We start from the raw sequence: 23,303 nt of genomic DNA, 5'->3' as shown, positions 1-23,303 counted from the left end.
TTACAAATAGCCGCAAAATTAAAGATATGCTGGATAAATTAAAGATTATCGCGCCAGCAGGGATCGATATCCTGGCAATGAGTGGGTTGTTAAACATATGTTGGTTGAAAATATAAAGAGGATAAAGAAGCGTGGCCTCTTTTGCCTCTTATCTCCGCCACTCCGCCGTATTCGCTCAAATCAGAGGCACTTTTGCTTCTCTTTCACGCCGCACCACCGTATCGCCGCCTCCCTCAGACTACCCAGCAACGAAAAAAAGATTGCCTCTCCGTCATCAACGATGACCTTGAGGCAATCTTTTTTCAAACCATCCGATTTAGTTACTTTCCTTGCTTCTCCAGCAAGTTCAGAATAATTGTTACTGCTTCGGCCCGGGAGGCTACTTGGTTAGGTGCGAAACGATTTTGTCCTATGCCATTCACAATGCCCGCGTCTGCTGCTGCCGCAATATATGGTACTGCCCATGCGGGTACATCCTTAGCATCATTGAAGGTTAAGGTCGCTTTTGGATCTACTGTAATGCCCAGAGCTCTAACAACCATAACTGCTAATTCAGTGCGAGTAAGCTCCTGCGTAGGACGGAAGGTACCATCGTCATAGCCGCTGATAATTTGCAAAGCTACTGCCTGAGCTACAAAGGACTTAGCCCATGCCGGAATCTTCGCTGAATCCTTAAAGCTTGAAGTGTTACCACTGTCCGGCAATTGCAGGGCACGAGCCAGCATAGTGATAAATTCAACCCGATTTACTTTCTGATTAGGGCGGAAAGTATTATCCGGATAACCGCTAACGAAGCCTCCTGCTACTGCCTTCTCAATAGCCGCTGCTGCCCAATGGCTGCCAGTATCCGTCAATGATGGTTTGACTACTGGCGTTGCAGATGGTGTAGGCACCGTTGTTGGTGCTGGTGTAGCTGTTGGTGCTACTGTTGGCGTTGGTGTTGCTGTCGGTTTTGTTGTTGCCACTGGACCTGTTGATGATCCTGTTGTTGGTGCTGCTGTTGGTGCTGTCGTTGGCGCCGTTGTCGGTTCCGTTGTTGGTGCTGTTGTCGGTTCCGTTGTCGGCGTTGTTGTAGGTTCTGGTGTTGGGTTTACTTCAGGATCTGCTTCCTTAATAATACCGAACTCTTCCAGAACGTATGGTTTAGCATCATTAATATTCTGATCGATCTCATAAGATACAGCTGTTAATTTTCCAGCATCTACAGTAATACCTACAAAGGTCTGAACTTGACCGCGTTTTGGACGCGTAGCATCACTTGGGTCCGGTCCGTATTTAGCTGCTGTATTCTCATTTGCTACTTCGAAGAGATTATAATACGCATCTCCCAATTCTGGTTTCATGTTCTTGTAGTAAACCTTCGCTCCCGCTGTAGCTGGGATCAGATAAATCGTTCCATCTGGATTTACTGTGTACTCTACAGTTTGACCATTGAAGCTTTCCTTGATCTTCACTGTGTCTGCCGCAGTTCCATCAGCTTTAATTGGCTTGGTCCGGGCATAAATATGGTCGTGTCCTTGAAGAACCAAGTCAATGCCCAGTTCAGCCATCATTGGAGCAACCTTCGCTCTTTCTCCATTTGTACCCATAATGTCTTTGTCAGTAGCATGGTTAGAGGTTGTGTATGGACCTTTATGCATAGCTACGATAATCCACTTCGCACCAGCAGCCTTCGCTGCTTTTACGTCAGCCTTCATCCAATCCAACTGTGCTTGGCTGAAGTTAGCAAATTCATCGGAATTCTCATTTGTATTCAGGACTACAAAGTGAGCATTGCTGTAGTCATAGGAATAATATGCTCCAGTTTCTGTTGCAGAGCCCGGTGCTTCCTTAATATTGTAGTGCTCATAGAAGGCATTTGCCTTATCCTCATGATTCCCCGCAACAGGCACGATGGTCGTGTTAAGCAGGGTATCCTGCGAATGACCAAGCAACCAATTCCATTGTGATTCATTAGTTCCGGTATCTACGATATCTCCGTTAATCGCCACAAACTCAGCATTCGGGAACGTCGTAAGGGCTTTTGCCATCGTTTCACCGGAAAGAATCGCTTCATCTTCGGTCTTAGCCTGTGTATCAGCCAAATCGATGAAAGTAAATGCTCCTGTCTTAGCGGCAGTTTCAAAAGTTCCCACTGCACTCCACAGGCCTAGTGCTTTATCACCTACACGGAAGTAGTATTTTGTATCAGCTTTCAGGCCAGAAGCTTCCGCTTTATGAACTAATTCATCTTTTGAATTTCTGGAAACCGCCGAACGTCCTGTAAACTCAGCAGCCTTAGCAAAGTCTGGAGTAACGCCCGTATTTTCTACAACCTGCAGATCGTTTCCAGTAGACTTCAACGCTGTGTACCAAGTGAAGCCTTTTGCACTCACTGGGTCGCCATTAAAGGTAACTGTAACCTTTTTAATCGAATCCGTTGAAGCGATAGCAGCTTCTGAATTTGTTCTTTCACTTACAGCTTTGATAACAAATTGATAGGTTTGGTTTGAATTAGTATTTTCTACAGTGTAAGTATAAGAAGTTTTACCTTCTTCATTAGGAACACTGGCCGTCCAATTTGCGGATACCAGTTCATTTTGCTCATAAATACGATATCCAGACACTGGTGCACCGGAAGCAGGCGCATCCCAAGTCAACGTTATTTTACCACCATCTGCTGCAGTAGCCTTTGCATTTTGCACAGGTTTAACTGCTACTTCCGATTTATGAATGCTGTAGTTATCATACAAGTCTGTAGAACCACCAGTTGTTGTGGTGTAGGCTTCGTAAGATAGCTCATCATTCGTTACCGTCATCCCCGTGAACATTTCCTTGCCAGGCTGTCCGTATTTAGCTGCAAACGGGAATGTTCCTGAAGCTACGTTGTATTTTTTATTGCCCGCTGCATTTGTAATCAGGTATAAAGTACCCTTAGGATCAGTTACTACTCCGTTTGAGTCCGGAACAATATCCGTCAATGGTTTGTTGTTGTACATCTGATAGCTTCTAGCAAAGGTGTGGTCATGCCCGCCAATTACCATGTCGATACCAAGCTCATCAAACACCTTCGTTAATTGCGCTCTGTAAAAGAGTACATCTGTATCATTGGTGTGATTGGCAACGGAATAAGGAGATTTATGCAGAAGCACAACCTTCCATTTCTGATTGCTTTTTGCTGCTTCGCTACGAAGCCATTCCACTTGTTTATTGTAAATTTCGTTATTCTCAAGATTCGAGCTTGCACCATAATATTCTGTATTAATTACCATAAAGTGCGCTGAACCGTAGTCAAAAGAATATACAGAACCATCAGGTTTCGCACCTGTATTCGAAACATTCGGCAAATTAAAATGAGAGCTATAATTGCTATAATTTTTGCTTTCATGGTTGCCTACCAAAGGCACCAACGGAATATTCGCTAAAATATCCTTAGGCTTATTGAAAAACCATCCCCATTGCTCCTCAATATCACCGTTATCCACCAAATCACCAGAATTCAGAATAAACTCACTTTCCGGGAATTTAGTCAATCCTTCTTGAAGGGTATGATTCCAGATATCAAAATCTTCTTCAGTTGTCCCTTGGGAATCCGTTGTATATAGGAATTTAAAAGCTTGGTTGCTGGAACGTTCTGTCTTAAAAGTTCCTACGTCGCTCCAATTATCAGCTTGTCCATCTCCAGCACGGTAAGCATATTCCGTGCCCGGCTGCAGATGATCCGCTATTACCTTATGGCTGGTTAGCACAAGTGGTTTTTTAGCTGATTTATCCGCTTTTGTCATATACACACTAGTTGTAACGGATGTTCCTTCATACAATTGAGCTCCTGCCGCTGGAAACTGGCCATTCTCCAATTTAGAAGCTTCTACCACTTCCAGTTTGGTGCCAGTCACACTTTCAGGTGCATACCAGTTAAATCCCATACTAGTCTGCGGGTTGCCATTAAAAGTAATTGCGATAGAATCTGGCTTCCCAACTCCAGGTTCTACTGTCTCCACTACAGGATAAGCAATCAGGCTCATATCCCAATAAAGGTCAGAGCTAGTGTCGCCTGTCTGGTGAACTTCAGCTGAAAGCTCATTACTTCCATCCTTCAGATTGGCTTTTACGATTTCCGTTAGGTCAACCTTTGTATACTCATTTGGATCACTGCCATTAGTTGTACTAAGTGTCTGATAGTCGATTTCACCAGCTGGCATAGCCTCGCGGTAGATTTCTGCACCGTTCAGATACAGCACAACTCCGTCATCAAATGCAAAATTACCCAATACTTTATCCGATTTTGTAATTTCTTCCTTATTCACAGTTACATTTGTCCGGAAATAGGAAGTACGATATTTCTTCTTTTTATCCGAGCCGTAGCTTATATTTGTATTCAGAGCACCAAATTGCTTGCTGCTGACTCCGGCCCCAGAATCTTTATAACCAAGCGGCGCTTGGCCTGATGCCCATGTAGAATCATCGTAAACAGACCGCCATACCGAACCTTGATCCGTTCCGTTATCTAGATATTTCCATGTAGAATTGCCCGCCAGTAGTGTAATTGGCTCTAGCGTTTGTAATTGCAGTAATCCAGCATCCTCATTGCTGTCTTCTGCAAAAGCTGGCATTCCTGTAAATGTAAGTCCCAGTACCATAACGAAGGCTAGTGTCATGGATACTGCTTGTTTAAATAACCTGTTCATAATCAGTCTCCCTTACTGTTATTATGAAATGCTTGCATCCATTCATAGTAACTACTAAATATTTTCACAATGTACGGATTGATCCACTAGTTTGTAAAAACGGCTTGTGTATTTAATCAGGCAAAAGTGGTTACAGTAACGGCAAGGTTATGATCAAGGAGGACAAACATGGACGATACTCAAGCTTTTGTAGACAAAGTACACGACACCCAGAAGAAAGCAGAAAAGAACAAACAGAATCACGGTAAAGGAACACCAAGCCAAAAGCTGCCTAATAAACAGCACAGTAAATAGAACACGCCTCCACGAAAACAAAAAAAGCAGCAAGCCCTCCCGGATCGGAGTGACTTGCTGCTTTACTTTTTGTAAATTGAGCTTTGCTTTTAAAGGAGTTATTTACTCCATTTCACCACATTCACGGCTACCTTCTCTAATTGCGCCTTGCTCAAAGCCTTGTCTGGAGAACTAATCGTCACAAAACGATCATCCAGTTTATAGGTCAAAAACAATGAATCGCTGGTAGGGCTGTACCACTTAGCTTCTGTACCATTGGAGAGCTTTACGGTATCGCCTTTGTAATCATAGGAGTAGTCACGTGGAGAAACGTTCACTCTCATATGGTTGAACAAAAAATACACTCCATCTTCAGAGCTAGCTGCTTTTTGAAAAGCATCTCCACTCACCATTTGTGCTGGTGCATAAACCGTTTTAAACCCATCGAAATTTGCAAAAGCTTTAGAAATTTGTTCTTTTTGAGCGTTGCTGTACTGTACTGGTGTTAATGTATCTTTATCCGGCACCACAGTTCCAGTACCCAGAATGACCTGATTCGCTGCCGCATCAAAAATCACTGGCACCTTCAACACATCAGCCAAGGCACGTACAGGAAGATAGGTTGTATTGTTATAAGTAATCGGAGCTAATGTGTTACCTTTATTATCAACAGGCGTATAAGCTGCACCATTCACTTTAAATCCAATGCTGTGATTAAGATATGCGGTGATTTTTTGCAGCTTAGTTCCCGCGTACACACCAGCTGAACCTGTGATTGCCATCCCAAATACCATCGTTGCTATAATGAACTTTTTACTTTTCATATGTTATGCCTCCTTAGAAGATCAATCTCGGTTTTTACTTTAGCTCAAGTTTTAAAAGAATATGTCTCTAAGTTGTATTTAACTTGTACCCAATTTGTAAAGAAACTATTCATCTGGAGCTCTGGTTTGTATAAAAAAAACAGCAACCCGCTTATCCCATAAGGATTTAACGGATTGCTGAGAGCTTTAACCTTGATACGGAGTTGTAACCTTATACACTTCTGAATATAAAATTTCTCTATAAAGTTGGAATTCTTCTTCATCAACAGGGTTAGGGTAAGTCATAATTAAGAGTGGTAAGTCTTCATTTCCTTCACGCAAAGGAGGCTGCACATAATCGTAAGGATTCAAATGAAAGCCCAGCCGCTCATAAAAGCCAATTCTCCGCTGCTCCATTTCACCCAGTGGCCGCTCAACTTCCAAAAGGACAGGCTTGTTAGATAGACTGATGTATTCAGTCATCAGCTTTTTGCCAATTCCTCCGCCTCTAATGCTTGGGTCGACTGCTATATGTTCTACAAAACGAAAGCCGGGAAACTCCCAGCAGGCCATAAAAGCAACAATTTTACCCTCAGAGTTCATCTCGGTAATGAGACGATAATCTGGAACGTCCAATAACTCCTGTTGTCCCTCAAAGGTTCTGATCTCAGAAGTAGGAAATGAGGCTTCCATAATAGCGAATATTTCATCAAAAGTTGTGTGATTCATAACATAAGTTCTCACTTTCTGGATTTGTGGTCTATTATAAGTATACCTTACACATATTATCTTAACCCGAAATTCATTAAGAACTCAAGGTACTAGTACCTGGTACTAGGATAACGTGATATACTAAATAGAACAGTTATACACATCTTGTTTGATATAGGAGAGGTTCATATTGGATAATCAGCAATGGATCGCACCTGAGTTCTACAATCTCACTTCGGAAATGGAAAGCCATGCTCCTGAGAAGATTGCGCTTAAGTGGTTAAATGAGCAAGGAGATTATGAGGAAATTACTTACGGTGAATTACGCAAACAAGCTAACCGGCTGGCCGGAGGACTTGCGAAGCTTGGGCTGCAACAAGGGGATCGTGTTCTTGTTATGGTTCCACGCCGCATCATCGCTTATGTCATCTATTTAGCTTGTCTGAAACAAGGACTTGCCATCATTCCATCCTCAGAAATGCTGCGTGCCAAAGATTTATCCTACCGCCTGCGCCATTCTGAAGCCAGAGCGGTTATTGCTTGGTCCGAAGTAACCGGGGAAGTTAATAAAATCTCAGAGGATCTTCCTGCTCTCGATTACCGTCTTTCCGTATCTGGCAGCTCAGACGAACTCGGTGAAGGCTGGCTGGATCTAGAAAGTCTGATGGTTGGACAACCAGATACCTTCACAGCAGTCGCAAGCCGCCGGGATGATATGGCTATTCTCGCCTACACCTCAGGTACTACCGGCAACCCTAAAGCGGTCGTTCATAGTCATGGCTGGGGTTATGCTCACTTGCGGATCACCTCACCTCAATGGCTGGATATTCAAGGATCTGACACCGTCTGGGCAACAGCAGCTCCCGGCTGGCAAAAGTGGATCTGGAGTCCCTTCTTAACCGTTCTTGGCAACGGAGCTACAGGTTTTGTATATAGTGGATCCTTTCATCCCAAAAAATATTTGCAGCTATTGCAGGATCACAAAATTCAAGTATTATGCTGCACCCCAACGGAATATCGTCTAATGGCTAAAACAGAAGACTTAGGTCGTTACGACTTGTCTACCCTGCGTTGTGCAGTATCTGCCGGAGAGCCATTAAATCAAGAGGTCATTAACACCTTTCAGCGTGAATTCGATATCACAATCCGTGATGGGTACGGCCAGACGGAAAGCACCCTAATTATCGGAACACTCAAAGATACTCCAATACGCATTGGTTCTATGGGTAAATCAATCGCACCCGGCTTAGTCGAGGTTGTGGACGAAGACGGCAAGCCACTACCTGCTGGAGTGGTTGGTGATATTGCCGTACATTTGAGTATGCCAGCCCTGTTCCACACTTATTACAAAGATCCCGGTAGAAAAGAAAGCTCCACACACGGCGAATTCTTCATAACCGGCGACCGGGCAAAAAAAGATGAAGATGGTTATTTCTGGTTCGAGGGCCGTGGGGATGACATTATCATTAGCTCAGGTTACACTATCGGTCCTTTCGAGGTAGAAGAAGCATTGATGAAGCATGCCTCCGTTAAGGAATGTGCGGTCGTAGCCAGTCCAGACGAGATCCGTGGGCACATTGTTAAAGCATTTATCGTGCTCAAGGATGAGATTGTTGGTTCACCAGAGCTTGTAAAAGAGCTGCAATCCCATGTTAAAGAGTGGACAGCCCCTTATAAATATCCGCGCAAAATCGAGTTTATTCAGGATCTTCCGAAAACGACCTCCGGTAAAATACGGCGAGTAGAGCTTCGTGAGCAAGAGAACCAAGCTGCGCAGGAATAAACATAGCCATGGAATTCACCTTATTAAAAAATAAAGAGCAGCTAGTCCATAAATGGACTGCTGCTCTTGTTTATTTGGCATCAGGTCGTTACTCGGACCAATATTTCGCATCCGGGTTCAGCGCCGCGCCAACTTCGCCTTCTAATACTAAATCGCAATCGAGGTAGCCCTCTTCATCCAGGAAATAAACCTCCTGCTTGTAGAACTCGCATAAGGTCTCCAAGAATTTATCGGGCGAATCATACATCACGATTAAATCGCCGAAATCATGGAGCAGGTCACATACCTGTTCCACACCATCGGCAGACTTATAATAACAAATGAAATCACTGCCATAGTTCGTTAAGATAGGCAAGATAACTCCATCAGGATGTTGACCTTTTTCCTCCAATATCCCAGCTAATACCTTCATCTCCTCTTCATATTCATCCATATGAATCAGGCGGTACCCTGGAATAAATTCGATAAGGCTTGGTTCCTCTTCCTCACTGCTTGTCCCTGAGACAGTGCTATAAATAGCTTTCAGCAGTTCAGGAGTCTCCGGCAAAACTGCCGTAATCTTTGCTTCGTTACCGCCCTTGCCCAAGCTGGCAATATAATCAGGGCGTAATTCTGCGGACAGCTTAAGGTATTCTTGAAATTGTTCTGTCAATTTATTGGTGTGCATATTGTCATCCTTTACTTATTCGCAGAAGTCCACATCTTCATCAGCCACGTATCGAAGTCAGCGCCTTTTTCACCTTCATAAGCGTCGTACACGTCAACTCTCATCTTCTTCAGCTTCTCTTTGAAGTCCTCGTAAGAATGATCTCTTGGCAGGCTCTTTTTAATTCTCAGCAGGATCTTGGATACGCCTTTAACTAGTTCAGGCTTGTTCTTCGATGGCACCTTAACGTCTTCACCAAAAGCCTTCAGCTTAAGGTAAGCAGCTTCTTGAACTGTATATACAGGATCGCTCTCCATTAAACGCGTCAGGATATCGATAATTTGTTTGTGGTTGGTCTGTCCCAGCTCTTCAACTGCTTCTAGACGTGCTCTCCAATCCGCAGAGCGGTTGGCAGCTTTCTTTAATTCCTCATAATTCTCCGGTAGTTCATTGTTCAGTTCTTCGATCATTCCGTTCAATCCCCTTCTATTAAAAACTATCTATCTTACAGTAACAGTATAACCAACCATTGCGCAAGCTAAGAGAGGAAGATCTTTGCATGAATTCATGTGAATATCATATTTCCGCAAAAATATGGGTAAAGTATCCGAAGTAAGTATCCAGCGCAACATTCTATCGACTATATACGTTAGTAACTAGAGAAATTCAGACAATACATCAAGGAGAGTGACCTAAGTTGAAAAAGCATACCTTCATGCTAGCGTTAACCATTGTACTAAGTGTGGTGCTTGGCGCCTGTTCCAGCAACAACAGTAACAATGGAGCTGCCATTGAAACGAATCTAACTGCAAAAGAAATGGTCGATCAAATGCTGAGCAAAGTTGAGCAGCCATCATTAATGGAGCTTGATGCGGCTACTGTCGAACAGCTATATCATCTCAACCCAGAATTGCTTGAAGATTATAGCATTAGAATGCCTATGATGAATGTGAAAACTAACGAAATCGCCGTTCTGAAAGTTAAAGATGTAAAAGATATGACCACTGTTGAGGATGCCATTAAAGCGCGTGCAACAGATGTTCAAAAACAATTCGAAACCTATCTGCCTGATCAATACGAAAATGCCAAGAACTATAAACTTATTAAAAAGGGTAACTATTTCCTGTTCGTTATTGCTGATCCTGCGGATCAAGATAAACTCGTAGCAGACTTCGATACTTACTTCACAGAAAAATAAATAACCATGGTATTCAGCAGCCTACTTTTCCTATTCCTATTCCTGCCGGCTGTCCTAGCGCTCTATTATGTTTCGCCCTGGCGAATCAAAAACCTCATATTGTTTTTAAGCAGCCTGGTTTTTTATGCTTGGGGCGAACCTGTCTACATTGTAATCATGTTGCTGTCCACCATTACAGATTACAGCTTTGGTCTACTGCTCAGCAGACCAAAGCTGACTGCGGTGCAGCGCAAGTGGATTGTGGTTAGTTCCGTCATTATTAATCTAGGCTTATTGTCGTATTTTAAATACGCAGATTTTCTCATCCAAAATATAAATGGACTCCTCGGTACACATATTCCTTTAACGGATTTACCTTTACCTATTGGGATTTCATTTTATACTTTTCAATCCATGTCCTATATTATTGACGTCTATAGAGGAACTTCGAAAGCACAACGCAATTGGATTGATTTCGGTACATTCGTAGCGCTGTTTCCACAGTTAGTAGCAGGTCCGATTGTTCAATATAACACCATTGCCGGGCAACTACGTGAACGTTCGGTCGATATCCCCATGTTCGCAGAAGGTGTACGGAGATTCATAATCGGATTAGCCAAAAAAGTACTGCTCGCCAACAACATCGGTCTGCTCTGGCACACCATATCCAGCTCCAACCTAGATTCCCTGCCTGCTTTAACCGCTTGGCTTGGGATTATTGCGTTTGCTTTTCAGATCTATTTTGACTTCAGCGGGTATTCGGATATGGCTATTGGTCTCGGTCTCATGTTCGGCTTCCGCTTTAACGAGAACTTCAACAAACCTTATATCTCTCAGAGTATTACTGACTTCTGGCGGAGATGGCATATTTCCCTTAGCAGTTGGTTTCGTGACTATGTCTACATCCCGCTTGGAGGCAACCGCCGGGGGTTAGGCGTTCAAGTGCGCAACATCCTCATCGTATGGCTGCTCACGGGTATCTGGCACGGGGCAAGCTGGAATTTTCTGCTCTGGGGATTATACTTCGGGGTCATTCTTATCTTTGAAAAATGGTGGGGATTAAAGCTATTAAGCCACCTCCCCCGTTGGACAAGACATTTATATGCTGTAGTACTTATACTCATCGGATGGGTCTTATTCGCTTTTGAAGAACTTCCTCTGGTCATTGGCTACTTACAAGCGATGCTTGGCTTTAATGGACAGCCGTTATGGAATAATACCACTTTATACTTCACTTACACGAACGCGATTCTACTCGTGGTGTTAACCTTTGCCTCTACACCTGTGAAGCTCTCCAAGCGGATGGATTCTAGATCGGTTCCTGCTCTTGTTTGGTATGGCGTGTTATTTTTCCTATCTGTAGCCTACTTAGTAGATGCAACCTTTAATCCATTTTTATATTTCCGATTCTAACCATTAGGGGGTGATTGTTTATGAAGCTGAAGACGGATCGAATCCTGGTTGGGGGATTTGCTGCAACGTTATTTCTGGTCGCTATCCTTTTTTTCTTACTGCCTGTTCAGCGTTTCTCTGAGCTTGAGAACCGGTATTTGCAAAAGGCACCCCATCTGACATGGGACAATTTATTATCCCACACCTATGCGGAAGAGGCCGAAAGCTTTGTAACCGATCATTTTCCATTTCGGGCCAAATGGGTATGGGTGAAATCGGCGGTGGAACAGATGAGGCTGCAGCAAGAGAATAACGGAATCTATAAGGGAAAAGACGGCTATCTTTTCGAAAAATTTGCAGCACCTGATTACACTAAAGTTCAGCAATATGCAGCAGCTGTGAAACGCTTTGCCGATAACAATCCTGATGCAAACACCACTTTCTTACTCGCACCTACATCGGTTGGCTTGTACAAGGAACGTCTACCCTGGTTAGCTCCTGTCTACTCGCAAGCTGAGGTGAATCAAACAATAGCTAAGGATGTAGGGGATAGCCTTACTTTTATAAATGGATTTGATGTTCTTAGCCCACATGCCGCAGAACCCATTTACTATCGGACCGACCATCACTGGACAACCTACGGTGCCTACTTAGCTTATGTAGCCTATGCTCAAAGCATGGGCTGGCAGCCTCTGTCCCGGAGCGAATACCAGATTCAGACTGTGAGTAATTCATTTCTCGGAAGCTATCATACCCGGGGGCAATTTATCGGGGTCACACCTGACTCCATTCAAATGTACAAACCTAATCATGAGGTATCCACCCAAATGTACATTCAAGATACCGGTGAGACTTTAACAAGTATGTATGACCCAAGTTATCTGGCGAAAAAAGATAAGTACTCTTATTTCCTAGGGGGCGTACATGCGCTCATGAAAATTACCAGCCAGCTTGATCCAACAACGGTCAAACAGGAAAAGCTGCTCGTCATCAAGGACTCTTATGCACATAGCGTTATTCCTTTCCTGACTCAGCATGTGCCTGAAATCCATGTGATCGATATCCGTTATTATAATGGAAACATCAGTGACTATATGGCTCAAAATGATATCAAGGATGTCTTGCTGCTTTTTAATACGGCTACTTTTATTGATAATGCGGCGCTATTGAAGTTAAATTAAAGGCACTCAGGGAAAAGGTGTTGTGCGTAACTGCGGGAATGTTGGACTTTCGGTCGCTGTTGTCTCCAGATGTTTTTGATTTTACCGCTATCAGCGGATAACATCCGGAGACAGCTTATGCTTCCGATGCGAGCTTTCCTTCGGAAAGCTTTCAGGCGAACGCTAACGCTCCTACAGTTCCAAAATTCCCTCCTTAACTTCAAACCAAATACTAAAACTAATATACGAGTCCTCTAATCTGGACTCGTATTTCAGATCGTTTTTAGCAAGTATCTCCGCGACGATGGACAGGCCAAGTCCAGTACCGGAGATTTCTTTATTTCGAGACTCTTCAATTACATAGAATGGGTCCCAGATATACGCTAAATGCTCCGTTTTCAGGCGAGTGGTTTTATTGGAGATCGTAAATTTTAATGTACGCGTAGTGTCACTCCGTAGTTTTATTTCAAAAAAATCCTCTTCACCATACTTAATGGCATTACTAATTAAGTTGTTGAATACTATCTCGATTTGGCTGATATCTTCTTCAACGATAGAGGATTCAAGCGAATGAAAGTCGCTCATTAAGGTTATGTTTTTATTTTTTAACGTAATATTATATTGTGAGATCACTTTTAGCAGAAGCTCTTTAAGATCAAAAGGCTCTTTATGCACTTCTGACTTCTGGATCTTGGACAATTTAATTAAATAATCCACCATATCCGACGTATACTTCACTTGCTCCAAAATGATATCCGTATACGTGCCATCATCCAGACCGTCCTGAATGCCAATCGTATATGCTTGGATTAAGGATAATGGTGTTTTCACTTCATGCGAAATGCTTGAGATAAGGGTATTTAAACTTTGATTTTTCTCCTCCAATTTGGCATGGGTGCTCTTTAGACGCTGACTCATCTGATTGATGCTTTTCGAGAGCTCTTCGATTTCATCCCCCGTTTGAATCGTCACTTGTTTAAAATCGAGATTGGATATATCCTTTGCGACATCCTGCAATTGTTCTAACGGTGTAATGATCTTTTTTGAAAAATAAGCCACTAACAGCAAACTGATAATAATCCCCAATAGAATGGAGTAAAAGCTGAATTGATTTACGAGGGTCAAGGCATCTGTATTGTGCACAACCACAGCTCCTATGAGGATTAGACTGCTATCCTGCTCGTATATTTTCGTTAACAGACTCGATTTCAATTTGCCCTGATTAAATAAAAGATTAACCGTGTTGCCTTGTCTTACTTTTTGTAATACCTCATCTGTGATCCAAAATTTATTAAGTGCCACCTTATCTTTAAACAACGCAAATTGAATATTTTCATTAATTTCTGCTGTACTTCCACTGTTTTCAACCCTAACAATCGTTACGTTATTATTGTTCTCGATCCTGCTTTCATTTTCCATGAGTTGATCCAAACGGAGATCCTTTACTTCGTCATAAATGGTGTTGATCTTGGTTTTCATTTTGTATAGGTAATAATCTGCTGAGAAATAGTTGTGCAAGAAATAAGACGTACCAAAAACAATCAGCAAAATAATGCTCACCATGATCAATAACTTCGTACTTATTTTATGAATTTTTATCATGGAAGCTGTACCCCATTCCCCTATGCGTGATCACGTGGTCGGCCCCAATCTTATCGCGCAGCCTCTTAATATGCGTATCTACCGTTCTTTCTTCGCCCAGATAATCCATTCCCCAAACCGCAGACAATAAGGCATCTCTGGATAAAATACGCCCTTTATGCTCGTACAGGAAGGTTAGCAATTCAAATTCTTTTTTATATAACGCCAGTTCGGCCCCATTCTTGTACACTTTCTTCCGCTCAAAATCGATTTCTAAATCCCTAATCGCAGCCACTTTTTCAGTGCCTAGCATTTTTTTAATTCTAAGCATCAAAATCCGTGGGTCGAATGGTTTTCTTATATATTCATCTGCCCCTATATCCAAGGCACTGAATTCATCATCATGGGAAGACCTTGCGGTCAGCATTACAACTTTAGCCAAACTAACCTTCTTGATTTCATTACAGACCTCAAGACCGCTTCGCTTAGGCATCATCCAATCCAGCACCACAAGATCGATCCTATTCGAAAAAAAGAGCTCAAGCGCCTCCTCACCATCCGCAGCTGTCCAAACGTTATAGCCTTCTTTTTCAAAATAAGTCTTCAATATAGTGGTCATATGTTTCTCATCATCCGCAATTAAGATATTCAAAGTTTAGATTCTCCTTGCTGTAGTTATCAGAAGAAAAAGGCGAAATCCTTTACAGGTTTCACCTTTTCATATATTTTCATGCTACGCTATTGCAACTTCTCTAGTCCCTTCGTCAGTACGTTCCATATCGGGTTATCGACTGTCTTTCGATCAGGCTGTTCACCCTTCTCTATCGCTTCCCAATACTCCCAGGTTGGAGGCTCAATGCCAAGTTCATAATCCATGCCATCCCAAGTATCCTCCCGGAACGCATAAAACGCCCAGTGCCAGCCGTAATCATCAAAAATCGAGATTAAATCAGCCAAGTATTGATCTGCACCTTTTACAAGCCGGTTCGTGCCAAATTCTTCAGCGACAATACGATTAGCAGGGATGTTATTCTTTTCTGCCCACTGTGCGATAGGTTCTAGAAAATCCTTTAAAGCTTTCTTATTAAATGCTTTTTCCGTCTTCTCCTCACCTACTTTAACCGTTCCAGGATATTCATAGGTTAAGCCTTTTTTCTTATTTTGGCTGGTGAGTTCGTAGGGTTCATACATATGAAAAGCATATAATACATTCGCATCATCGATGGGTTTCAAATATTTAAAGGCCCATGGTGTAGCATACAGACCAGAATTGACGATAATAGGGGTTTCCGTATCTACGGTTCGAATCGCTGTCACAATAGTCTCATATAAAAGATTCAAATCCGCCGGAGTATTCTCCACTGAGCTATACCATTCGTTGTAATCCTCTGTCCAAAAATCATTAAATCCAGTAGCTTGTTCAGGATGTGGCTCATTAATAAGATTATAGCCGACCACCGCAGGATGATCTTTTAATCTTTCCGCAAGATCCTTCCAAAACGTTGCCGCTTGTTCATGATAACTGAAATCCTTCCAGATTCGATCATCATTTGTATAATTATTAAACTGCCGCCACCGATCTCCGGGCAGACTAAGGGCTGTCAGCACTACTTTTGAACCCCGCGCCTCAGCTGCATCCAAGTCTGCTTTTAACGCTGTAAAATCATCCTCAACAAGCCCCTCGTATTTATCTGCATTCCCTATTAAAAAGTCTTTATCTGGAGTAGCATCCGGTTGATCGTTAAACAGAAAATCACTATCTTTTGCCCATTTATCTGGCGCAAGTCGAATGAACTCTATATTATTTTCTTTCGCCGCATCATAATTTTCGGGTATAGATTTGGAATTCATGAAATTTGTTCCTTTTCGCTGTTGATCCCAGAAAGCGATCTTCTCATTGACCTCTTTCTTTACCTCCTTCTCCGGTTCATGATTTGCTTGTGGTGTTGCTGCACTGCATCCTACGACTGCCAACAAAATCAATACGATAAATCCTTTAAACTTCTTCATTCTCTCACCTCGTAACCTATCGTAGCCAATCTCTGTTACAAGAGTGTCACAAGAGAAATCCAGATTAAAAAAAGAGATATTCTTTAAGCCAAACGGCTTTAGAATATCTCATTATTTCGACTAACCTCACAAATCATATTCATAGTTATCAAACTTGCCATCTGATGCGAAGACATATTCGCAGATGTTCTCACCCCATCTAGCTATTACACTAAAGACGCGACCCGAAGTGGGAATATCACTGGTGGATGCTGGAGGGTTCACAAATTCATATTTCCCTTCCACGAGTGTTACAGGAACTTCTACAATTGGAAGCTGCGATTCATCAAAGCTCTCAGTTAGATAGGCCATCTTTACTGTGACTTCACTCGGTGCGTAATCTCCAAAGTCGACCTGCATTTTCTCCCCTGGTTTCAAGCGACGCAGACCCGTTAGAAGCGTAGGTTCATTATGCCAAGCCGTATAGTAAAAGGAGGCCCGATCATAGTCCGCTCCATTCCAGCTCGTCTTTAGAATGACATAGTTCTCTATAGCATCTGTACTATTCTCATGTGTAATGATAAGGGGCGACGGTTCAGCAGGACTTTTGAAAGAGCTCTCGGATTTACTCATTATTCCTCCGCGTTCCCCAAGCACCACCGCACCAATGATAACCACTGCCAACAGCATTAATGAAATCAATAATATCCTTTTAGACTTATTCCTATGTTTGATAATAGCTCCCGCCTTTCCTTAAACTTCTAACCCTTCTTTCATTTAACACTTGATCATCAAGCCATGCAAGTAGGTAGCTGATGAATTACATAGCAAATCCAAGAGTTAACTCTCCTTCTATCATATTCTATTTCTAGGAGGTGAATATAATATGACCATTCAGTTTGTAGATTTAAGACTATCCAACCAAGCTGCTTCGGATGCTACACCAGCAGTTATTCCACTAGCAGCGACCCCCCTTGTTTTTGGGGATATTGGTATTCAGACCGCAGGCGTGTCGGCTGAGAATCAAGGCAATGTCCGCGTACTTTTGACCGGATTTCTAAAAGTAGAAAACAATCCTCTTTTCAATACCAATACCGTTAATGTTCGCAGAAACGGAACGATCATTTTCACCACGACATTTGGGGTTGCGATCAGCAGAGAAAATGAAGCTTTCGGTTTTACAGCAGTAGATATCCCACCACCAGCGGCTGTCGCAACAGGTCAAATTCAGTATACAGCGGAGATCTTCACCAATGCAGCCGCAACAGATCCCTTTAATAATGTCCAAGCCAGAAACTTTAGTGGCGTTGCAGCTGCGGGTAACTCCTAACATGAACATGTAGTGGGTGAGGGAGCGAATTGCCCCTTTAAAAACAGAAGCTCAACCAAAGGTACTGGTTGAGCTTCTGTTTATTCCCCAAATAATAGATCCAGAATCCGTTCATCCGCCTTTCGGTTCTTCCCTTTATAAGGATAACAATGAATATGAATCGCTGGATTAAAGTTAATCTCAATAACGCTATAGTTGGTAGCATTGGCTTCTTCCTTGATGTCATCAATCATCATATCCACTCCACAAAAAGTGGCGCCCGCAGCTTTAGCCGCTTGAATCGCCAGAGCCTTATAACTATCTGGGATCTCATCCGTAAAATCCAGACTGTCACCACCCGTGCTAATATTAGAGTTCTCCCGAAGATAGATGACTTCGTTTAATGGAGGAATATCACTCCAAGCCTGAGCGTGGTTGTTCAAGAACATCGCTTCTGCTTCACCGATCTGAATTTTCTCAAGTGGTGTCTTGTACCCGCGGCCTCTTAACGGATCCTTATTCTTCTCGTGCACCAGTTGTTCAATCGTATGTACACCATCTCCAATCACATTCGCAGGAACACGGTGTAATACTCCGACTACTTCATCACCCATGACAAGAAAACGATATTCTTTTCCCGTCATGAACTCCTCTAGTAGCACAGTTCGATCAAATTCGAAGGCGATTTCGAAAGCTTTTTGATAATCTTCTTTAGAGAAGTCGTCTGTAAAAATAGTAATGCCGAGTCCAAAATTGGTTGATTTGGGCTTAATCACAATAGCCTTGTTACGGTAAGTGCTATGCGCATTCATTGCCTCTTCCAGATTTCGAAAAGCTTCTCCTGCGGGAACCCGAATGCCTTGCTGTTTAAGAACTTCTTTCGTAACGATCTTATTCTCCATGATTAATACCGTACTATAAGAATCAAGGGAGGTCTTCGTAGCTTGCTTAATATATTCTTTATGATCACCTTGCGTAAGCACTACAAAGTTCTCTTCCCGATCGATCAATTGAAACTTAATGCCACGTTTAACCGCTGCCTTCAAAAGAAGCTGTGTAGATAGCTCCAGATCCTCATATCCCACAAAACGGTATCCATTCGCAAGACTTTCCTTAGCATATTGTTTAGCTTTATTCAGATGGTATTGTACAAAAGAGGATTGTTGAACTTCCGACTTCACAATAGCTGCAAAACTCCGGTCTGGCTCTACAATTTTATTCTTAGCTCCATGCAATACGTTCAAAAACACTTCATTCTCCGGGTTCAACAGTTGGATCAGATCCTGCATCTCATGAATACAAGTTAATGCCTGTTGCTCCATCGTTGTACATGAATCCCCGTAATCATGCAAACATCGCTTTATCCCCTCCATGATCAATTGATCATGATTAAGATTCGCCATCTTCTGATCCTCTACTCCGAACGGTTCGTCCTCCTTCAGCAGCATATACAAGATAAATAGATGAATGAAAATCATCGTTTCTTTGCCGATTCCTATTTTGTAGAGTGGATTCAGATCAATAAACCGAAGCTCCAAATAAGCTATCCCATCTTGCATCAGTTCCTCTAAAGGATGTTTGCCTCTTGCTGTCTTCACTCTAACCGGACTATAAAACTCTTTTACACTTAATAATTCTTCCGATTCGATCAAAGCTTGTAAATCATGAACATAATCCTTTAACGAAGCAAAAGATACATAAAGAGGCTTTTCATTTCGATACCCACATTCGCTATTTCGCAGTGAATTCATATTCTGATAATAAAAGCTTTTGTCGTCATCTGATTCCCCGCGAGCTACACATTGTTCCATATAAGTCTTATCAAAAACAGGGCTGGCGCCTGTTAAATAGATAAGAAGCCAACGGTACCGCAATAGGTTGCGGGCTATTTTTAAGTAGGTAGCGTCTTTGAATTCTTTAAAGCTCACCTGCGGATCTGCTATGTCATGAAGCTGTCTCAGAAATTGTTCATCAAAAGAGAAATTGTAATGGATTCCGCTCAGCAATTGTCTTTTGCGACCGTATTTGTCTGCTAGCTGATGTCTGTATTCATCCTCAATCGGATTACCCATCTTGGCAATGGGGATGTCCTGATCATTCGGTAGCCTCGGAGGATTACTACTTGGCCACAGATATTCTTCCTTGAGCTCAAGCGACACAATATCCTGCAACGCCTCCAGAAAGTTATAAGTTTCATCAATAGAATCAAAAGAAGGGGTGACCATTTCAATTTGACTCTCTGAGAAGTCGGTTTGAATATACGGGTTCTCCATTTTGTTGCCAAAAGCTTTAGGATGTGGTGTCAGCGCAAGTCTTCCCTCTGGATCCACTCTGACATTTTCTTTTTCCAGTCCAAATTCGCCGTGAAAAAGCTCCTTATTCAAATGGTTATCCCTCAGAAGCTGTATGAGTTTACGATTTAATAAAGCCATTTCAACGATCATCCTTTGCTTAGTAGTTTACCTGCTGTTTGTTCATTTTGAATAAAGATCTTCTAAACCAGAACACAAGAATAACTCCTTTAAACACACTGCTTAGAGCAATCGACATCCACACCCCACTCAAGCCAAAAGGTCCGGATAAGATCAAGGCTAGTGGAATTCGCAGTGCTGTAAATGTAATACTAAAGATCGGCGGGATATGGGTTTGGCCAATACCGTTAAAAGCACCTACTGTCATCAATTCCATACACATGAATAATTGTGAGTAACCAATGATGCGCATATAATTAGTGCCTAATTCCAGGCTTGTCTGATCTGATAAAAATAAGGAAAATAGCTGCTGCGGGAACGCGATAAATATAAGCGATATGATCACGCCAAAGATGGAGGTTAAGATCAAAGCCTTACGATAGCCCTGCCCAATACGGTCCAATCGGCGTGCTCCATAATTTTGACCAAAAAAGGCAGCAATAGCTCCCTGTAGTCCTCCAATTGTCATATAAGAAATAGATTCAATTTGAATCCCTACTTTTTGCACCGCAATCGCATCCGCCCCAAAACGTACAATGATCTTAGCAATGACGATCGATATGAGCGTAAAGGTGACCCGTTGGATTGTGATCGGAAGTCCCATACGGATTACTTCTTTCATTTGACGACTGTCCCATGCTGATGTGTTCGAAATGATTTCTGACTTTCTTGTCTTTATGATAAAAAGAGCCGTAACTAAGATGTTCGCTGTCAATGTTGCCGTGGCTGCCCCCGCTACTCCCCAACCTTCAAAACTGCCCCAGCCAAAAATTAAAAATGGATCAAGGACAATATTAACCATAAGACCAATGGAGAAGATCTGAAACGGTTGTTTACTATTTCCCATCGAGTTTAAGAGTGTGGCAAACAAAGTATTTACGATGGAAAAAACCGTCCCGAAGATCGAAATCATTAAAAATTGCCGTGCCATCCGTTCAACTTCATCACTTCCAAGATCAAAAAAACCAATCAACCGATTGTTGGTCAACAGAACTAAACTCATATAGAGAAGTCCTAATAAAATAGACATCATAAACCCGTTTTTCATATAAGATTTAGCCTTCTCTATCTGGCCAGATCCCATACAAAACGCAACCTTAATCCCTGTACCGATCGTAATCATAGTCGACAATGCAATCGCTAGATTAATGAAAAAACTCGCCGTGCCAATCGCGGCAACAGGACCACTTCCTAATCTTCCAACCCAAATCATATCGACGAGGCCATAAGTTGTGGAGATGAAATTCGTCGCAATAATGGGAAGCGTTAATTTCATTAAGGTAGGCATAATAGGACCCTGAGTCAAATCATTCATGCCCTGCAATTCCTTCAAATCTAATAACACCTTCTTCATCTGATTTTCAAATTTATTATATAACCAAACACTTATATAATCAATTGATTATATTTGAGCAATCTGTTGGACCAGCGCTTCAAGCATCCGTATCCGATTACGGAGGTCCAATTCTTCTTGTCTCAATCCGTCCAGCTGAAGATTCAGAGATTCGCCTACTTCCTTAATCAACTCTGCATGGCCACACCCATAACTCCTTTTCAATTTAAAAATAGACTGGATATCCCTTAGTATAACTCCATAACTTTTCAACTCTTGAATGGCAAAATAATCTGCCAGATGCTGCTCTGTATATATCCGTTTACCATCTGGTCCCTTGGACATAATCAAGTCCAGATCCTCATAATGTCTGATGGTGTCTTTCGTAGTTCCTGTTAGGGCTATAAATTCACCGATTCGCAAAAGTACAACCTCCTCCATACAAATATAAATTGACACGGGGTTAACCCCGCAACGTTTAATTTTATTAATGGGGGTGCATCAAATGATAGGTTCAAGCCTTATAATCTTGTATGGAATGGTTAGTGTGCTTGGGGCAGTGGGGATTCTAATTAAGGGCTCCGCTAAATCTGCTGTGGGTTATATTTATTTGTTTTTGCTTTCTCATATTACGTTAGTCGTCATCACCCTTTATGCCTTATGTAAACCGCTTAACTTCATTTGGTTTATTATCGGTTTTCTCACCTGTCTTATCTCCCGCTGGCTCAACGGTAAGTTTGTCTTCGGTTGGAATAACTGGCTTCATTACTTTATTGTTGCGCTGATCTTTACTGTGGGCTACTTCTTAACCTAGTCTCTTCATTATGAGCCTGAAGACAGAAAGTGGAACTCCTAAAAAGTATATAAATTGTGTAGACATCAAAAGACAGTTCCTAGTGCACAAAATGTGCCTACCGGAACTGTCTTTTTTTCGTAATTAAAATTTCTTTTGTTTTTCAGTCGAATGGCTATTGAAAACGAATTTTAGTTCGTTTACAATAAAACCAATAATAAGTTCTATAATTATAGAACAAATAAATGTTTCAGCAACTTACTCAAAGAATGGAGAAGCTCATGGAATATAAAGTAGAAGTCGATTTTGCCCCCATGTATGAATGTGTGAACAGTATGACTGCTTTTCTAAGCAAGCAGAACCATACTGCTATGGATTCCGGTAAGCTCTGGGTACGTGAAGTCCAAGCAAGATTTGCCCCGATGTTGCTTCGTAAAATGCAAGAGGTCGTTAAAAAACTTGATGATTTCAGTTTGGCTCCCTATATTTGGTGCTGTCCAGTAGAACGTTCGGTTAGCAGCTTTCTGGATTGGTTTGATGGGTTAACTTCGGGTGAACTGTATGAAATATCTGGACGTTTCGGCCAATCGGTCCCCTCTAATCTTTCCGAGCTAAGAGACACTGCCTCTGACATCCTGCGCGAATGGAACGCGGGTTACTTCAATGGAATCGACCCTAATATCCTCAAAGGGCTTGAACAGGAAGCCGAGTCAAGACGAACGACACTGAATGGGAACAATGATATGGAAGTCTTTGAAGCAGCAACCGACGGAATGCGCCTCTATCCAACCAAACGTCTGAAGAAGGTCATTATCATTCCGCAATATCATGCCCGCCCACTGGTCACCACCTCTATGTTTGATGAATTCGTGTTCACTAGCTACTCTTGTGATGTTCTCCCTCCCGAAGCTGGCCGGCCTGCTCCAGCACTACTTCGACTTACCCGGGCACTCTCGGATGAGACGCGGCTGTATATCCTTCGTCTGCTTACAGGCAAGCAGTTGAATTTCACGGAAATCGTGCGGGAAGTCGGACTTTCTAAAAGTACAATCCACTACCATCTGATCGCGTTGCGCGCAGCAGGGCTGGTCATTGTCCATACCAACGTTAAAAGCACATCGTACAGCCTGCGATTGGAAGCCTTAAATGGGCTACCGCAGCAGATTGGGTCGTATTTGGAGAATTAAGCATAAACGCCTTAAGCGTCCTTATAAG

At 42.4% G+C, this 23,303-nt stretch carries 20 protein-coding genes; 8 read left to right on the top strand and 12 right to left on the bottom strand.

Annotated features, from left to right (window positions below):
* Positions 1-320: 320 nt before the first annotated feature.
* Positions 321-4,667, bottom strand: a complete 4,347-nt coding sequence (locus tag MKX34_RS04040; protein ID WP_076296217.1) for an S-layer homology domain-containing protein — start codon at positions 4,665-4,667, stop codon at positions 321-323.
* Between the two features lie 168 nt (positions 4,668-4,835).
* On the opposite strand from MKX34_RS04040, the gene MKX34_RS04035 reads away from it, so the two are divergent.
* Positions 4,836-4,961, top strand: a complete 126-nt coding sequence (locus tag MKX34_RS04035) for a DUF4023 domain-containing protein (RefSeq protein WP_051491363.1) — start codon at positions 4,836-4,838, stop codon at positions 4,959-4,961.
* 98 nt (positions 4,962-5,059) lie between these two features.
* On the opposite strand, the gene MKX34_RS04030 is transcribed toward MKX34_RS04035, so the two are convergent.
* Entirely contained in the window at positions 5,060-5,764 is a 705-nt protein-coding gene (locus tag MKX34_RS04030) for a hypothetical protein (RefSeq protein WP_076105355.1), read from the bottom strand.
* A gap of 186 nt (positions 5,765-5,950) precedes the next feature.
* Positions 5,951-6,472, bottom strand: coding sequence for a GNAT family N-acetyltransferase (locus MKX34_RS04025; protein ID WP_036684918.1), 522 nt, complete (start codon positions 6,470-6,472; stop codon positions 5,951-5,953).
* 169 nt (positions 6,473-6,641) lie between these two features.
* On the opposite strand from MKX34_RS04025, the gene MKX34_RS04020 reads away from it, so the two are divergent.
* Positions 6,642-8,237 (top strand): AMP-binding protein, encoded by a 1,596-nt coding sequence (locus MKX34_RS04020; protein WP_036684916.1) that lies wholly within the window; start codon positions 6,642-6,644, stop codon positions 8,235-8,237.
* Positions 8,238-8,325: 88 nt separating this feature from the next.
* Here the strand turns inward: MKX34_RS04020 and MKX34_RS04015 are convergent, their stop codons facing one another.
* Together MKX34_RS04015 and MKX34_RS04010 are read right to left on the bottom strand one after the other, a co-directional pair.
* Positions 8,326-8,904, bottom strand: a complete 579-nt coding sequence (locus tag MKX34_RS04015) for an SMI1/KNR4 family protein (RefSeq protein ID WP_076098672.1) — start codon at positions 8,902-8,904, stop codon at positions 8,326-8,328.
* A gap of 11 nt (positions 8,905-8,915) precedes the next feature.
* Positions 8,916-9,353 carry a HEAT repeat domain-containing protein gene (locus tag MKX34_RS04010; RefSeq protein ID WP_036684913.1) on the bottom strand — a complete coding sequence of 146 codons (438 nt, stop codon included), beginning with the start codon at positions 9,351-9,353 and terminating at the stop codon, positions 8,916-8,918.
* A 227-nt stretch (positions 9,354-9,580) separates the two neighbouring features.
* On the opposite strand from MKX34_RS04010, the gene MKX34_RS04005 reads away from it, so the two are divergent.
* The 3 genes from MKX34_RS04005 to MKX34_RS03995 are packed head-to-tail and all read left to right on the top strand — an operon-like array spanning position 9,581 to position 12,633.
* Positions 9,581-10,081: a DUF4358 domain-containing protein gene (locus MKX34_RS04005; RefSeq protein ID WP_036684911.1), complete on the top strand. Its 501-nt coding sequence runs from the start codon at positions 9,581-9,583 to the stop codon at positions 10,079-10,081.
* A gap of 6 nt (positions 10,082-10,087) precedes the next feature.
* The gene (locus MKX34_RS04000; protein ID WP_036684909.1) at positions 10,088-11,473 is read left to right on the top strand and encodes an MBOAT family O-acyltransferase; all 1,386 of its coding nucleotides are present in this window, start codon (positions 10,088-10,090) and stop codon (positions 11,471-11,473) included.
* 20 nt (positions 11,474-11,493) lie between these two features.
* On the top strand, positions 11,494-12,633 hold the full coding sequence (locus MKX34_RS03995) for a DHHW family protein (RefSeq protein ID WP_076142145.1): 1,140 nt from the start codon (positions 11,494-11,496) through the stop codon (positions 12,631-12,633).
* Positions 12,634-12,804: 171 nt separating this feature from the next.
* On the opposite strand, the gene MKX34_RS03990 is transcribed toward MKX34_RS03995, so the two are convergent.
* The 4 genes from MKX34_RS03990 to MKX34_RS03975 form a co-directional block, all read right to left on the bottom strand.
* Positions 12,805-14,214: a HAMP domain-containing sensor histidine kinase gene (locus MKX34_RS03990; RefSeq protein ID WP_081383838.1), complete on the bottom strand. Its 1,410-nt coding sequence runs from the start codon at positions 14,212-14,214 to the stop codon at positions 12,805-12,807.
* Complete coding sequence (locus MKX34_RS03985) at positions 14,198-14,845, bottom strand: response regulator transcription factor (RefSeq protein WP_036684906.1); 648 nt, start codon at positions 14,843-14,845, stop codon at positions 14,198-14,200. The genes MKX34_RS03990 and MKX34_RS03985 overlap by 17 nt, the downstream gene beginning before the upstream one ends.
* A gap of 86 nt (positions 14,846-14,931) precedes the next feature.
* Positions 14,932-16,203: a cellulase family glycosylhydrolase gene (locus MKX34_RS03980; RefSeq protein ID WP_036684904.1), complete on the bottom strand. Its 1,272-nt coding sequence runs from the start codon at positions 16,201-16,203 to the stop codon at positions 14,932-14,934.
* A 126-nt stretch (positions 16,204-16,329) separates the two neighbouring features.
* Positions 16,330-16,884, bottom strand: a complete 555-nt coding sequence (locus MKX34_RS03975; RefSeq protein ID WP_076224356.1) for a hypothetical protein — start codon at positions 16,882-16,884, stop codon at positions 16,330-16,332.
* Positions 16,885-17,068: 184 nt separating this feature from the next.
* Here MKX34_RS03975 and MKX34_RS03970 point away from each other — a divergent pair, with 184 nt between their 5' ends.
* Complete coding sequence (locus MKX34_RS03970; RefSeq protein WP_036684901.1) at positions 17,069-17,512, top strand: hypothetical protein; 444 nt, start codon at positions 17,069-17,071, stop codon at positions 17,510-17,512.
* Positions 17,513-17,592: 80 nt separating this feature from the next.
* Here MKX34_RS03970 and gshAB read toward each other — a convergent pair whose 3' ends face one another.
* Genes gshAB through MKX34_RS03955 form a run of 3 tightly spaced genes read right to left on the bottom strand, consistent with a single transcriptional unit; the run spans position 17,593 to position 21,736 of the window.
* The gene (gene gshAB / locus MKX34_RS03965; RefSeq protein ID WP_076296216.1) at positions 17,593-19,923 is read right to left on the bottom strand and encodes a bifunctional glutamate--cysteine ligase GshA/glutathione synthetase GshB; all 2,331 of its coding nucleotides are present in this window, start codon (positions 19,921-19,923) and stop codon (positions 17,593-17,595) included.
* A 19-nt stretch (positions 19,924-19,942) separates the two neighbouring features.
* The gene (locus MKX34_RS03960) at positions 19,943-21,316 is read right to left on the bottom strand and encodes an MATE family efflux transporter (protein WP_339204458.1); all 1,374 of its coding nucleotides are present in this window, start codon (positions 21,314-21,316) and stop codon (positions 19,943-19,945) included.
* A gap of 48 nt (positions 21,317-21,364) precedes the next feature.
* The gene (locus MKX34_RS03955) at positions 21,365-21,736 is read right to left on the bottom strand and encodes a MerR family transcriptional regulator (protein WP_339204456.1); all 372 of its coding nucleotides are present in this window, start codon (positions 21,734-21,736) and stop codon (positions 21,365-21,367) included.
* A 64-nt stretch (positions 21,737-21,800) separates the two neighbouring features.
* On the opposite strand from MKX34_RS03955, the gene MKX34_RS03950 reads away from it, so the two are divergent.
* Both MKX34_RS03950 and MKX34_RS03945 read left to right on the top strand, forming a co-directional pair.
* Complete coding sequence (locus MKX34_RS03950) at positions 21,801-22,109, top strand: hypothetical protein (protein ID WP_076098680.1); 309 nt, start codon at positions 21,801-21,803, stop codon at positions 22,107-22,109.
* A gap of 260 nt (positions 22,110-22,369) precedes the next feature.
* A complete protein-coding gene (locus MKX34_RS03945) occupies positions 22,370-23,275 on the top strand; it encodes a winged helix-turn-helix domain-containing protein (protein ID WP_076296214.1) in 906 nt (301 codons plus the stop codon).
* Positions 23,276-23,303: the final 28 nt, after the last annotated feature.

The sequence above is a fragment of the Paenibacillus sp. FSL R5-0636 genome (assembly GCF_037974255.1).
GTDB classification, from domain to species: domain Bacteria; phylum Bacillota; class Bacilli; order Paenibacillales; family Paenibacillaceae; genus Paenibacillus_AQ; species Paenibacillus_AQ odorifer.
This window is presented reverse-complemented; position numbering and strand designations above follow the sequence as displayed.